Raw genomic sequence first — 13,475 nt, 5'->3', positions numbered from 1 at the left:
CGTAGAATGCTTAGTATGACCGACGACGTCAGTCACGATAAACGTGCACTCCGGGCCGAATTACGCGAACGCCGACGCATCTGCACCGCCAAAGAGCGGGAAGAATTTAACACTGGTGTAACAGAGCACCTCATCGAGCTCGCTCAGAGACTCGGATCTACCTCGATCGCCGCCTACCTTTCCACCACCGACGAACCCGAGACCCGCGGATTTTTGCACTGGGCCTGCGAGCACGACATCACTGTGCTGCTTCCCATCTCGCGCGCCGATGGCCTCCTCGACTGGGCCCCCTACGACGGCGAAGATGAAGACCAGGACCTCATCGGGATGCCAGCGCCTACGAGCGACGTGCTCGGCCCGATCGCCATCAACGACGTCGACCTCATCATCGTGCCTGCGGCATCCGTGGATCGTTCCGGCATGCGCATGGGGTGGGGTCGCGGCTATTTCGACAAGACCCTCGGCTCCATGGAGACCAAGCCGCCCGTCTATGCGGTGATCTTCGACAACGAATATGTGGATGAAGTGCCCACAGAAATTCATGACCAACCAGTAAACGGCATAGTTACCCCCACGGGAATTGTGACCATCACCGAGCACAACTAAGGATCTCGTGCCTACCTACTCCTACCGCTGCACCGAATGTGACAACGCGTTCGATATCCAGCAATCGTTCACCGATGACTCGCTCACAGTGTGCCCCGCCTGCCAAGGCAAACTTCGCAAGATCTTCTCCGCCGTCGGAGTCACGTTCAACGGCTCTGGTTTCTACCGCAACGACTCACGCTCGACCACGAGTTCGACTGACTCCAGCTCGGGCTCGAACTCGTCAAGTACTTCGAATTCGTCGTCTGACTCAAAGAAATCTGACTCCGCGAAGTCGGATTCGAAGCCGTCGACAAGCGCCTCATCTCCGCCAGCCTCTTCACCATCGGCCACAAAAGCGTCATAGTTATTACTTCCCCCACACAGAGGAGTAATCATGTTAAGCGGATTCAAAGAATTCATTTTGCGTGGCAACGTCATCGACTTGGCCGTTGCAGTCGTCATTGGCGCTGCATTCACGGCAGTCGTCAACACGATTGTTGAAGCGGTATTCAATCCGCTCATCGGTGCCTTGTTTAATGCAGAGTCGCTGGCGACAGCACTCCCGGTCGCAATTGGCACCAGCGGGGCAACGATCTACTTCGGCGCGGTCATCGCGGCGATCATCCAGTTCGTGCTCGTCGCAGCCGTCGTGTACTTCGCCATCGTTGCACCGATGAACTACGCCAACAAGCTTGCCGCTGCACGCAAGCCGGCCGTCGTGGAGCCTGAAGCTGGCCCCACCGAAGCAGAACTGCTTCTGCAGATTCGCGACCTGCTCGCCAAGCAGAGCAGCTAGCACTTCGCAGCTCACAGCTACCCTCGGTAGCTCACGAACTACCGGCGAGCGGCCAAGGCACTTACCCCCAATGCGGAGGTTTGTCGCCCTTGAGCCGCTCGTCATTTTCGTTAACCTGATGCCGCTCCGGTTCAGCAGGCGGATGCGGATCTGACCCCGCCGGCGGAGCCGTCGTCACGCGGCGACGCCTCGAGGGCTTCACGCTCGACTCACCGGCATGCTCTGTTCCCGCCGCACTGCACAGCTCGCCCTCGGACGCTCCATCGTTCGCCGGTGCGCCCGAATGCTCGGGGCGGATGCCGTCTGCCATTACTGCTGCGGACGGGTGGCGGGGATGATCGTGATGGGCTCGGTCGTGGGAGCAGGCTCTGCTCCGAGCATCCGGGCGACCTTGTCGGCAACCTGATCGGGGTCACTGAAGAGTTCGAAAGCGTGCACCCGCAGGTAGTGCCAGCCGAGGCGACGCAGCAGTTCAGGGCGCAATCGAAGCGACTCGCGCAGGCTTGATTCGTGAACCATAGCGTCGGTCTCGATCGTGCCACAGCGACCACCGCGCGAGGCAACGAGGCCAAGCTTGCCGCGGTGCCCAAGCGAGACGCGCAGTCCGCGAGCTTCGAGGCGGCGAGCGAGATCAACGAGCATGGGGTCGCTGTCATCGGGCACAGGAACTTCGGCGAAGCGGGCATCCACTTCGTCGAGCACTTCAGCCAGCGCAACAGCGCCGTGCTTCATGCGCCCGTCGTCGAGGTCTTCTGAGCGGAACGATGTGACGATTTCGAGCGAACGACGTGCTCGCGTCATCGCGACAGCAAGCAGGCGCTCTCCCCCGGGCTCACCCAGTGATCCGAAATCGGAGAGCACGCGACCGTGCGGTGTGCGGCCATATCCGATGGAGAAAATAACGCGGTCGCGGCTTTGGGCCACAGCTTGATCGATCGTGGTGACCGTAAACGGTTCGGCACGATCGCCGATGATGACATCGAGTAGTTCCGGACGACGACGGCTGACGGCATCCAACACCGCCTGCATGACGCGAACGGAATGCACGGGGCTTGCCGTGATGACCATGAGCGACTCTTGCGGACGCTTGGTGGCGTGGTCGAGCACGAGTTCGACAACGCGAGAGACTTCGGCATCAGGGCTTTCGACAGCACCAGAGTCAGGGTCGGGCATTCCGATTCCGTCAGCGACGTAACTGACAGCGAGGCTGCCGTGACCGAGGAAACTTCCAGCCCAGGGCAGCGACTCAATCTGACCGTCGTAAAAACGACGATTAACGAGCTCGGCAAGCTCTTCACCACCGGGACGGTAGCTGCGCGTGAGCGTGAGAGTCGGCAACAAGCCGCTGAGCTTCGCGAAAGCGGAGTCATCAACGAGTGCTTCGCGCGTGTCATCGTCAACGAGTGGGGCAGCATCGCCGGTCACATCGCGCACCGCCGTTTCAAACGGTGTCGGCGACTGGATAACAGGGTCGCCAATGACAACGACTTGCTTCGAGCGGCGGATCGCTCCCGCCGCTTCGGCCACCGTGACAGCACCGGCGTCAACCAGCACGACAGTGTCGAACGGCATGGTGTCGACAACAGAGTCGATTTCGTAGGGAGAGGCAAGCCAGACAGGCGCGATTGTGCGCGACAAGTGCGGTGCCGAGGTCTGCACGTCGAACGACGTGAGCCGCTCTTTGGCGAGGGCACGCTTGAGCGCACTCGCCTCATCTGGCCAGTCAACGAGACCGATTTTCCAGTTTTCGGCGATCTGCCACGAGAGCTGCTTGGCATTGGCGGATGCGTGCGCTTCATCGACGAGGCGGAAGTCTGCCTCGAGCCGATCGACAACGCTCGTATTGGCGTTCAGCAGCGCACGGTCGACTTCGAGCATGGAATCGAGGGCCGACTTCCACCACGACAGTTCGAGTTCAGCCGCCACTTGATCTTCGGGAACATGACGCTGAGCCAGGTCTTCGATCAGCGGGTTCAACTTCAGGTCGCGCAAGCTGCCCATGAGGGCGGTGCGTTCCTGCAGGTTGTTGAGCACATCAGATTCAGCCGCGAGCGACTCAACCTTCTCAATCAAGAACGGGATCGGGAGGCTCGAGAGGTTCATGTGCGAGTCAGCGATGCCGAGCGGGATGTCGAGAGCAGCGAGATCATCTGAGACCTGCTGATACGACCGCTGCACTTCACCAATACCCACGGGAACGGCAGGACTCGCACCTTCGGCCACGAAACGGTGCCACAGCACCCGCTGCTTTTGGATGCGCTTGAGGGCACCATGCATGTCGGTTACGCGAACACCGGGGCGCACGTATTCGAGCGCGAGTTTCTTGAGACGGCGGCGGTTCGTGCTCGTCATATCGGGGAAATCGCGACGCGGAGCAGTAGCGGCAATCAACTCGGTAATTGCACGGTCGAACACGGTCGGCACGAAACGGTCGAGCGTTTCTCGAAGATCAACGAGCAGGCGCAAGTAGACGCCGAGTTCATCGATGCTCTGGAATGGACGCATGCGCGTGTTCGAGACAAGACGGTTGGCAACATCCAGCAGCGACGACAACTGCTCGTTCGCCCGCTGAGCGATGCCGTGAGCCTTGAGAGCTTCCGCACCATTGGCGAACTGAGCGCCATACCAGGGCGAATCTCCGGGGCCATATTTGAACTCGCCGAGCTTGGCGGCCGCGATGATCACGCCAGTGGCAGCGCTGCGATCCTTGGCAAGCTTTTCCACTGCTTCGCGCGACAAGCGCGCGGTCGTGGATGGCGGTGTCGGCAGCAGCGCCAAGCGGCTTAGTTCCGAAACGCAATCGAGCACCGAGACACCGAGCACACCGTCGGACACCGACATCGACTCGCGGTAGTCGAGCATGATCTTGCGCAAACGCAGAAGGGCATCATCTACGTCTTCGATCTGCGGACGGCTGGCCTTCTCACTGCGAGAAATAGAGCGGATGATGTCACGGCGAAGCGTGCGAGGTGCCACGGCAAGGCCCGGAAGGCCGATGTCGGAGAAGCGATCAGCAATCGACTGCAAGGACGCGCGACGCGGGCTCACGACGAGCACTCGCTTGTTTTGCGCGACAAGGGCGCCCACGGCGTTCACGATGGTTTGCGTGCCACCGGTACCGGGCAGAGTGCGAACGACGAGAGAGTTGCCTGCCTCGATTTGGGCAATCACATTCTCTTGTTCGGCATCCGCATCAAGCAGGAGATTGTCGGTCTGCGGCGAGCGCTCATCCGCAGAGAGTGCGGGAACGGGCGCGTAGCCTTCCTTGATCGTCCAGGCGGCAGCAGTGTTACCGGCAAGCGCATCGAGGATGGGGTGTTTGAGGTCAGCGGCGTCGTCGGCCAGACCGTGGGCGACATCCGCGAACGACGACACCACGAGACGCGGGCTCACCGAGAAGTTATCGAGGTGCGAGGTCAAACCGCGCAACCGGTCAATGACCGGGTTCGGCTTGAAGGTGCCATCGGCATCCGCGAGTGCGACAAACGACTCAGCATCGAGGCGCAAGTGGAATTGCTCGTCAAGAGCACGAGCAAGCGCAGGGTTCAAAAAGGCGCTGCCCCGAAGCTTCAGCTCGAAGTCGCGGCCGTGACGGCGAATCGCGAGCGGACGCAACAAGACCGGACCGCAGAATTCGACATCATCGTGGGTCCAGCGTGCGATACCGATTCCCAGATGTACCGAGTCAATGCCGCGGGCAGTCGCAAGCTCAAGGCCCTTGGCTGCAACAGCACCGGCAGCCGTTTTGGCCGAGCGCAGGGCGACATCATCGCGAATGAGGCTCGACAGCAGAGTGCGCTTGCCCGTGATGAACTGGGCAAGACCACCGGGATGCGTCGTTGAAAGATCGACTCGTGTGCGAGGCGAATCAACGAAATGGATGAGCGGCGAACGCCCACCCAGTTCTGACAATTGCGAACGCCACAGCGTCCACGTGGGCTCTGCAACGTTTCCGGCCATAATGTTCGGCTCACCAAAACTCAGCGTGTGAGGCGCTGTTACTTGAACGTGGGCGTGAGCGTGCTCGTTTTCGCCGTCGTCAACGTCATGGTCGCCCGAATCTGGGTCGACCGTGAAATCGTCGGAAACTCTATCTGCACGCCACACACCGCCACCTTAAGCGAGTTACCTCCAGAAAGCGTGCAACAACCACGAGTTTCGCCAGACTCACCCGGTAGCCCCACCCCCAGTTCTCGCGACAAACCGTCCTAGAATACGGTGCATGGTGCCTCATGCCCTACCCCTTCTTGTCGCGACAGACACCGCCGAACTCGTGCGCGGCACCACGATCGCTGTCGCCACGGTCGTCGTGCTCGTGGTGGCGATCGGAGTCGTGGCGTTTGTCGTCTTGTTTCGTCGCGGAGGCGACCGCGGCATCCGCGGAACGTCGTCCCAGACGGCACTGGAGACGCGCGCTGCCGGCCTCTTAGTTGTTCTCGACGATCGGGTACGCGAAGCAGATCTTGAACTAGGTTTTGCGGTGGCCCAGTTTGGTGCCGCAGCCGCCCGTGATTTCGGGAGTGCTCTTGCTGAAGCGCGCGGCCAGCTCACTGAAGCCTTTCGGCTCGGACAACAGCGTGATGACGTCTCGGCCACCGCCGATCAAGCGCGCCGCCAACTCACCCTGCAGATGACAGCGCTCTGCGAAAAGGCGCTCGCCACTCTCGACCGTTTCGATGCCGCCTTCACAGAGCGACGTCAGAGCGAGGTTGGAGCAGCGGAAACCGAACACCAATTACGCGCCCGGCTCTCGGCCCTACGCGGGCGTGCGGTAGCGACGCGCGATGCAGTCGCCGAACGCGCACCCCACTATGTGGAATCCGCTTTGACCGCCGCACGCCGCCAACTCACTGCGGCGAGCAGTGCCCTCGATGAGAGCGAAACAGCGCTGAATGCCGCAGCCCCCGGCATCAGCCCCACCGGAGTCAACGCGGTCACCGACACCCTCCACACCGCAGCCACTGCTCTCCATCGTGCCGATCGCGCCATATCGGCTGCCGACAGTGCCCTCGGCGAACTCGTCGAGGCCGACGCTGCGGTGACTCGGATGCGCGCGGACAGCGCGAGCGACCTGCTCGAAGCGCGGGTGGCACGAGAAACGGCTCCCGATCCGGAGAGCGGAGCGCGCATTGTGACCGCCATCGCGGCCAACGAAAGAGCTCTTGATCAGACGGCTCCGGCATCCGAAAGCCCGCGTGATCCCTTTGAGCAACTCGCACTGCTCAGTGATGCCGCAGCAGAACTGGATACAGCCCTAGCGACCGCGCGCAACCAACAACAGCGGTTCGAACACGCACGTGCTGCCTACCAAGGGACCTTGGTAGCGGCACGGAGTCAAATCTCGGTCGTGCGGGAGCTTGTGGGGCGCAGCGGCGCAAGCGCACGGGCCCGCACCCGACTAGCGGAGGCGGAGCGCCAGCTAATGATCGCTGAAGCCGAGACAGATCCGGTAGAAGCATTGGATGCCATCCGCCGGTCAGTTACTCATGCTCGAGATGCTGACGCTCTCGCCCGCTACTAGTCGAAGAATTCGATCGACCGCGCGCCGTCGAATTCTGGTCTAGCTATCGAACGTGCGCGTGATTACGCGTTGTCAAGAATGGCGAAGTTCACTGCGCCATTCTCGCCGACTTCGGCGTGAAGCGTCTTGTCATTCAACGCGACCGAGGCGTTCTCTTCAAGAAAAACGCGGGCGCCGTCGGCTTCAACGATAGAGTCGCCAGCCTCAGGAGCCGCAACGACGGCGACGGTGAGGTTAGGGGCACCAGGTTCCCCGTTGATGCGGAGGCCCGAGGCTTCCGTGTTGGGGTCCTGCTCGACGATCGTCTTGACGACCGTGGTGGCTGTTTCGGTGAGGGTGAGCATATGTTCGTCCTTCCAGGTTCAGCGAGATGAAACCCCCACGCTTCCTTAGTGAGCGCGCGTCAGCAAGCCACAGCGCTGATTGTGAGGCAACTCTCATTGTCAGTGGAGCGCACGGTCAGGTCAGAGCCTTTTCCGTGCACGCCCTCAGCCTCACAACCGGTAGAATTGACAGCGGAGTGCCGGGAAGTCTGGTCGGCGAATGTGTCGGCGACCCCGCTGACGAACCTCAACGTCTGGAATTTTGTGACCACATCCGTGAAGAAACTGAGCCCCCGCAAGCGAGTACGCCGGTGGGTCACCATGGAAACCACCAGTGGAATCCTGCTGATGGTTGCCGCTGCGATCGCGCTCATCTGGGCGAACTCGCCGTGGCGTGAAGGCTACGCAGCCCTTGCCGAAACCACGGTCGGCCCCGAGTCGCTGCACCTTAACCTCACCCTCGCCACCTGGGCTGCTGACGGCCTGCTCGCGATCTTCTTCTTCGTGGTGGGCGTCGAACTTAAGCAAGAGCTTGTAGCTGGCAGCCTGCGCAAACCTCGCGAAGCCGCTGTTCCGGTCTTCGCTGCGATCGGCGGGATGCTCTTTCCCGCGCTTCTCTTCACGCTGATCATCCTTGTCTCGGGTGACTCCACCGCACTCGGCGGCTGGGCCATCCCCACCGCCACCGACATCGCGTTCGCTCTCGCCGTGCTCGCCATCTTCGGCCGCGGCCTCCCGCGCGCGCTACGCACCTTCCTGCTCACGATGGCTGTCGTGGATGATCTGCTCGCGATCATCATCATTGCCCTCTTCTACACCGAAAGCATCGACCTCCTTTCGCTGCTGTTCTCACTCATCGCGATTGTGCTCTTTGCTGTTGTCGTTCGATCGCGCAAACCTCGCTGGTGGCTGCTGCTCCCCTTGGCGCTTGTGGCGTGGGCGTTCATGCACGACTCCGGAGTTCACGCGACTATCGCCGGCGTTGTTCTCGGCTTCACCGTTCCCGCCAAGCTCGTGCACGGAGAAAAAGACACCCGAACGCACGCGTTCGACGATGCGGTGCGCCCCACCTCATCCGGCATCGCGTTGCCGATCTTCGCCTTCTTTGCCGCTGGAGTCTCCCTCGGTGGAGATGGCGAAACCGCCAGCGAGGTGATTGTGCAGCCCGTTGTTGCTGCCATCATCGTTGGACTGGTGGTCGGAAAGATTATTGGTGTGCTCGGCACCACCGCTCTCATCACCAAGGTGACAAAGTTCCGTCTCGCCGACTCGATCGGGTTGCGAGACCTCTTACCCATCGGATTCCTCACGGGAATCGGCTTCACAGTCTCTCTGCTCATCGCAGAGCTCTCGTTCCCCGACAGCGAGCACACCACCGGAGCAAAGCTTGCGATCCTTATCGGAACAGGCCTGGCCGCGATCTTCGCCGCGATCAGCCTCCGCTGGGACTCCCGTCTCGCCCGCAGACGCGACATGAACGACGACGGCATTCCCGACCGCAACAAGGCTCTCATCGAAGACGAAGACTAAGCAGCGCGCCTCACGCACGCTGTCGAAAGGATCACTGTGTCCGACCCCTTGAGCACCCACACCGACTACGGCCAGCTGCCGCTCAATGATTCGGATGTGCTCGCCGACCCCATAGAACAATTCCGGCTCTGGCTAGCAAACGCCAGCGACGCGAACGTCTACGAGCCCAACGCCATGGTGCTATCGACCGTGGATGCCGACGGCTCCCCCAGCAGCCGCACCGTGCTGCTGCGCGCCATCGACGACACGGGATTCGAGTTCTTTACGAACTACAGCTCCATCAAGGGCCGCGCACTGCTCGCGAACCCAGCGGCAGCGCTTGTTTTCCCCTGGTATTCGATCCACCGGCAAGTGCTCGTGCAAGGAATAGCTCGGCCCATCGCCACAGCCCTTTCAGACGCCTACTTCGCCACACGACCGCGAGGCAGCCAGATCGCGGCGCACGCCAGCGAACAATCGCAACCCATCGCATCCCGTGCACTGCTCGAAGAACGTGTGATCGAACTTGAAGCCGAGTTCGAGGGCCGCGATGTGCCCCGCCCTGATGACTGGGGCGGTTTCATGGTGCACGCCTCCACGATCGAGTTCTGGCAGGGTCGCAGTTCACGCCTCCACGACCGCGTGCGCTTCACGCGCGCCGCCTCTGGCAACTGGGAGCGGATGCGGTTGCAGCCCTAACCTGCCTCGACGACGCGCACGCCTACCTCCGTGTACGCGCACGCGTGCGCACGACGAAACCCCGCTTCCCCTGGCATAAACCAGAGGGCGCGGGGTTCGTTCATTAGCGCCAGATTGTTCGTTAGCACCACATCGTTTGTTAACACCAAAAGAGGGACACAGTTGCGATAACAACTGTGCCCCTCCCGAGGTTGTGGGCTCTACTTAGCCGATACAGTTTCCTGCGTCGACAGTGCATAACCCGACTCGCCGTGGACGGCGAGGTCGATACCAGCAATTTCTTCTTCCGAAGTAACGCGGAATCCGATGGTCTTCTGAATCGCGGTTCCGATCAACCAGGACATTACGAAGGAGAAGATTGCTACGGCGAGCACGCTGATCGTCTGAACGGCGAGCTGTCCCGCATCTCCACCAGTGAAGAGTCCGGTGTCGGTGGCGAAGAAGCCAAGGTAGATGGTTCCGATGATGCCGGCGACGAGGTGGAGTCCCACTACGTCGAGCGAGTCATCGAAGCCGAGGTTGTACTTGAGCTCAATTGCGAGAGCACAGACGGCACCGGCGACAACACCGAGAACCAAAGCCCAACCGGGCGTCAGGTTTGCACAAGCGGGGGTGATGGCAACGAGACCAGCAACAACACCTGAAACGGCGCCGACTGCGGTGGCCTTACCCGTACGGAGCTTCTCAACAACGATCCAACCGAGGATTGCTGCGGCAGGAGCGGCGAGCGTGTTGAACACGATCAGGCCGGCCTCGTCGGGGTCGCTAGACGCACCGGCGTTGAATCCGAACCAACCGAACCAGAGCAGTGCTGCACCGATAAGGACGAGAGGAACGTTGTGAGGCTGCGTGATGTTCTTGTTGAAGCCAACACGCTTGCCGAGTACCAGGGCGAGTCCGAGAGCGGCTGCACCAGCGTTGATGTGAACGGCGGTACCACCGGCGTAGTCGATAACGGCAGGAAGGCCACCGAGGCTATCTCCGAGGTTCTGGATCCAGCCACCACCCCATACCCATGCAGCGACGGGGAAGTAAACGAGCGTTGCCCACACACCGGTGTAGATCATCCAGGGTCCGAAGCGAGCACGGTCTGCGATGGCACCAGAGATAAGTGCGGTGGTGATGATGGCGAAGGTTCCACCGAAGGCAACAACGAGGAGGTCCGAGCCGGCGACGCCTTCTTGACCGAAGTTGCTGAACGGGTTACCGGCGAATGACCAGATCGAACCATCGATCGAGCTCATGTTTGCGCCGATGAGGATCCAGAGAACGGCAACAAGGCCGAGCGATCCGAAGCTCATCATCATCATGCTGACTACTGACTTCTCTTTTACGAGTCCACCGTAAAAGAATGCCAAACCGGGGGTCATGAGCAGCACTAATGCAGTGCTAATGAGTACCCATACGACTGTATCCATCTCAACCTCTTTCGCTTTGTGCGCCCTGTGCACACGGATGCTTTTGCGGATTGTCAGTGAGTGTCGGGTTATTCCACTCCCACTGACCCGCACGACAAAGCATCCCGTCTCAGCGTTTCGGTAGCCCCTCAGTTATGTTTCGTAGACGTTAAACGTGGCCTGTGAGTGTTACGGCTAAGTTTCCACAAGCCGGGGAATGCCTCAAATTCTGGCCCGGACTGTTTCCCCGTGTGCAATTGCGGATGCTGTGTGAGATCGTTCGCAATCAAACCGTCGGGCGAAGTGTCATTCGGCAGCTCGTGCATCCGGAGAACATAGAGTTGGCACATGGACGACACCTCCCCCGCTTCAGCACCCGACAAGTCGGCTCCGGCAAAGACGTCCCTCGTACGTACGCGCATCCGTCAACTGACCACCCCGTGGTGGCGACTCGTGTGGCTCATCGGCGGCCTGGTCTGGGCTGTTGTTTTCAACGTGATTTACGTCACCAGCGGTGGCACTCAGGAATGGTTGGGGGTCGCCTCGGTCGTTCCCATCGCCCTGTTGCTTCTCGACTTGCTGCGCGTAGAACGCCTCGAACGCGCTGCTGAACAGAAGCGTCAGGCCGCGCTCAAGAAGCTGGGCTAAGCGCCCACCTCCGAACTCCTCGCTAGTCGCGCCACAGATCCGCTAGCGGGCACCCGGGGCGAGCAGGCCGCTCTCGTACGCCAGAATCACTAGCTGCGCACGATCGTGGGCATTGAGCTTGGTCATGATGCGATTCACATGGGTCTTGGCAGTGTGAGGGGAAATGAAGAGTTCGCCGGCAATTTCTTGGTTCGAGTGACCACGAGCCACGAGAAGAAGCACTTCACGCTCGCGTTCAGTCAGCTGCAATAGCTCGGGAGGGATAGTCACCGCTGCCCCCGCCACCGCTGTGGGCGGCAACACATATTTCTGGATAAGGCTGCGAGTCGCCGCCGGAGAGAGCAAGGACTCCCCGTCGTGAATTGCCCGCACGGCACGAATGATCTCCTCGGGCTCCGAGCCCTTACCAATGAATCCGCTTGCTCCCGCGCGGAGCGCGGCAACGAGGTTCTCGTCCTCTTCGAACGTCGTGAGAATGAGCACTTTCGTCGAGGCCAGAGCCGGATGGGAACAGATCGCCGCTGTGGCCGCGATGCCGTCGAGTTCGGGCATCCGAATATCCATGACGACCACGTCGGGGTTCAGCGCGAGCGACTGTTCGATCGCAGACCGACCGTTCACGGCGCCGCCAATCACGGTGACATCCTCCGCGCCACCGAGAATATCGGAGACCGCTTGGCGAATAAGCGCTTGGTCATCAACCACAAGAACGGTGGTCATCGGGACTCCCCTTGGACTATGGGCAACACTGCAGCGACACGATAGCTGCCACCAACAAATCCGGTTTCCACGGTTCCGCGCACCGAAGCGACCCGTTCGCGAAGACCGACAAGTCCGAGACCAGTTCCGGTACTGACACCGCCCCGAACGGCACCGCCGACCGTCGCTGCGGCCACGTCACTCTCGCTGAGATCGGCGACCCGACTCGGATTCGTGACGACAACGCGCACGTCGGCATCACCCACTTCGACCAGCACGTGTGCACGACCTTCCGCTCCATACTTGTGAGCATTGGTGAGAGCTTCTTGAATGACACGGTACGCGACGAGTGCCGTAGCGCCCGAGACGGCGGTTGGCTCGCCTTCGATTCGCACGTGCACGTCGAGTCCGCTGGCCTCGAACGTTTCGACGAGTTCGTCGAGCCCGTCGAGACCCGGCTGTGGGAGCGACGCGTCGCTAGGGTCATCCGAATCGGAACGAAGCATGTCGAGCAGATTGCCGATCTCGCCGAGCACGACACGGGCGGCACTTCGAATAGTGCCGAGCGACTCCTTCGCTTTCTCCGGGCGAGACTCAAGGGATGCTGACGCGACTCCGGCATTCAAGCTGATCACCGCAATCTGATGGGCGACCACATCGTGAAGGTCCCGGGCGATGCGGAGCCGTTCTTCTGTGACGCGACGCTTGGCTTCGGCCTCTTTGGTCTCTTCGGCGCGCACCGCACGATCCGTAATGGAGGCGATGAACTCACGCCGAGATCGAGCGCCGTCGCCCGCCGCGGCCGCGAAAGCAATGGTGAAGAGAAACTGCACGACCCGCGGATCGAAGACATCGCCCAGTGCGGCCAGGAGACTGAGAAAACCCATGGCAAGCATCGCAGCGACGCCGGCGATCACGGTGGTACGTCTGGTGGTCTGGTTTGCAAGAGCGAACATGGCAACCGCGATGGCGAGCACGAGGCCTGGAGCGAGAGTGCCGGCGAGCGCGCCGACTCCGTAGAAAACGATGAACCCGGCGAGCACGGGTATCGGCCACCGGTGGCGAAAGGGCAAGATCGCTGCAGGCAGCAGGGTAACGACAAGCGTGAACAGGTTCGTCGAGCGAAACCCTGTTTCGGAGAACGGCATGAACGCCGCGGCGATGATGAGGACCGCGAGAATGCTGTTGATGACCCACGCCGGGAGGCGCGGCCGAGCCTGCGTGGACGCAGGGCGTGGTTCGGTTGCGGAAGTCATCCCCCTATTGTCGCGGTTCTGCCCGACAGCAACATCCTC

General features: G+C 61.1%; 12 protein-coding genes and 1 pseudogene. 7 read left to right on the top strand and 6 right to left on the bottom strand.

Annotated features, from left to right (window positions below; genetic code table 11):
* Nucleotides 1-15 precede the first annotated feature (15 nt).
* On the top strand, nt 16-606 hold the full coding sequence (locus I6E74_RS05010) for a 5-formyltetrahydrofolate cyclo-ligase (protein WP_197123505.1): 591 nt from the start codon (nt 16-18) through the stop codon (nt 604-606).
* Between the two features lie 7 nt (nt 607-613).
* A pseudogene (locus I6E74_RS14705) lies at nt 614-754 on the top strand (FmdB family zinc ribbon protein); the annotation flags it as partial.
* 14 nt (nt 755-768) lie between these two features.
* Here I6E74_RS14705 and I6E74_RS14700 read toward each other — a convergent pair.
* Nucleotides 769-984, bottom strand: a complete 216-nt coding sequence (locus I6E74_RS14700) for a hypothetical protein (protein ID WP_307784388.1) — start codon at nt 982-984, stop codon at nt 769-771.
* Between I6E74_RS14700 and mscL the strand changes: the two genes are divergently transcribed.
* Nucleotides 983-1,384: a large conductance mechanosensitive channel protein MscL gene (gene mscL / locus I6E74_RS05000; RefSeq protein ID WP_197123501.1), complete on the top strand. Its 402-nt coding sequence runs from the start codon at nt 983-985 to the stop codon at nt 1,382-1,384. The two genes, I6E74_RS14700 and mscL, sit on opposite strands and share 2 nt — an antisense overlap.
* Before the next feature lie 309 nt (nt 1,385-1,693).
* Here mscL and I6E74_RS04995 read toward each other — a convergent pair whose 3' ends face one another.
* On the bottom strand, nt 1,694-5,491 hold the full coding sequence (locus I6E74_RS04995; RefSeq protein ID WP_197123499.1) for an AAA family ATPase: 3,798 nt from the start codon (nt 5,489-5,491) through the stop codon (nt 1,694-1,696).
* A gap of 115 nt (nt 5,492-5,606) precedes the next feature.
* On the opposite strand from I6E74_RS04995, the gene I6E74_RS04990 reads away from it, so the two are divergent.
* On the top strand, nt 5,607-6,905 hold the full coding sequence (locus tag I6E74_RS04990) for a hypothetical protein (RefSeq protein WP_197123496.1): 1,299 nt from the start codon (nt 5,607-5,609) through the stop codon (nt 6,903-6,905).
* Nucleotides 6,906-6,967: 62 nt separating this feature from the next.
* Here the strand turns inward: I6E74_RS04990 and I6E74_RS04985 are convergent, their stop codons facing one another.
* On the bottom strand, nt 6,968-7,249 hold the full coding sequence (locus I6E74_RS04985) for an iron-sulfur cluster assembly accessory protein (protein ID WP_197123494.1): 282 nt from the start codon (nt 7,247-7,249) through the stop codon (nt 6,968-6,970).
* Between the two features lie 243 nt (nt 7,250-7,492).
* On the opposite strand from I6E74_RS04985, the gene nhaA reads away from it, so the two are divergent.
* Together nhaA and pdxH are read left to right on the top strand one after the other, a co-directional pair.
* Nucleotides 7,493-8,758, top strand: a complete 1,266-nt coding sequence (gene nhaA, locus I6E74_RS04980; protein WP_307784384.1) for a Na+/H+ antiporter NhaA — start codon at nt 7,493-7,495, stop codon at nt 8,756-8,758.
* A gap of 36 nt (nt 8,759-8,794) precedes the next feature.
* Complete coding sequence (pdxH, locus tag I6E74_RS04975; RefSeq protein WP_197123492.1) at nt 8,795-9,436, top strand: pyridoxamine 5'-phosphate oxidase; 642 nt, start codon at nt 8,795-8,797, stop codon at nt 9,434-9,436.
* A 200-nt stretch (nt 9,437-9,636) separates the two neighbouring features.
* Here pdxH and I6E74_RS04970 read toward each other — a convergent pair whose 3' ends face one another.
* Complete coding sequence (locus I6E74_RS04970) at nt 9,637-10,854, bottom strand: ammonium transporter (protein ID WP_197123490.1); 1,218 nt, start codon at nt 10,852-10,854, stop codon at nt 9,637-9,639.
* A gap of 327 nt (nt 10,855-11,181) precedes the next feature.
* On the opposite strand from I6E74_RS04970, the gene I6E74_RS04965 reads away from it, so the two are divergent.
* Complete coding sequence (locus I6E74_RS04965; protein WP_197123488.1) at nt 11,182-11,481, top strand: hypothetical protein; 300 nt, start codon at nt 11,182-11,184, stop codon at nt 11,479-11,481.
* A gap of 42 nt (nt 11,482-11,523) precedes the next feature.
* Here I6E74_RS04965 and I6E74_RS04960 read toward each other — a convergent pair whose 3' ends face one another.
* On the bottom strand, nt 11,524-12,201 hold the full coding sequence (locus tag I6E74_RS04960; RefSeq protein WP_197123485.1) for a response regulator transcription factor: 678 nt from the start codon (nt 12,199-12,201) through the stop codon (nt 11,524-11,526).
* Nucleotides 12,198-13,436, bottom strand: coding sequence for a histidine kinase (locus I6E74_RS04955; RefSeq protein WP_197123483.1), 1,239 nt, complete (start codon nt 13,434-13,436; stop codon nt 12,198-12,200). Before I6E74_RS04955 ends, I6E74_RS04960 begins: the two co-directional genes overlap by 4 nt.
* Between the last annotated feature and the right edge of the window lie 39 nt (nt 13,437-13,475).

Source organism: Salinibacterium sp. SWN139, from assembly GCF_015864625.1.
Lineage (GTDB): Bacteria > Actinomycetota > Actinomycetes > Actinomycetales > Microbacteriaceae > Rhodoglobus.
This window is presented reverse-complemented; position numbering and strand designations above follow the sequence as displayed.

Coding starts and splice junctions, on each gene's coding strand:
- I6E74_RS05010 (WP_197123505.1), top strand. CDS start 16: ATGACCGACGACGTCAGTCACGATAAACGTGCACTCCGGGCCGAATTA.
- mscL (WP_197123501.1), top strand. CDS start 983: ATGTTAAGCGGATTCAAAGAATTCATTTTGCGTGGCAACGTCATCGAC.
- I6E74_RS14700 (WP_307784388.1), bottom strand. CDS start 984: ATGATTACTCCTCTGTGTGGGGGAAGTAATAACTATGACGCTTTTGTG.
- I6E74_RS04990 (WP_197123496.1), top strand. CDS start 5,607: ATGGTGCCTCATGCCCTACCCCTTCTTGTCGCGACAGACACCGCCGAA.
- I6E74_RS04985 (WP_197123494.1), bottom strand. CDS start 7,249: ATGCTCACCCTCACCGAAACAGCCACCACGGTCGTCAAGACGATCGTC.
- I6E74_RS04970 (WP_197123490.1), bottom strand. CDS start 10,854: ATGGATACAGTCGTATGGGTACTCATTAGCACTGCATTAGTGCTGCTC.
- I6E74_RS04965 (WP_197123488.1), top strand. CDS start 11,182: ATGGACGACACCTCCCCCGCTTCAGCACCCGACAAGTCGGCTCCGGCA.
- I6E74_RS04960 (WP_197123485.1), bottom strand. CDS start 12,201: ATGACCACCGTTCTTGTGGTTGATGACCAAGCGCTTATTCGCCAAGCG.
- I6E74_RS04955 (WP_197123483.1), bottom strand. CDS start 13,436: ATGACTTCCGCAACCGAACCACGCCCTGCGTCCACGCAGGCTCGGCCG.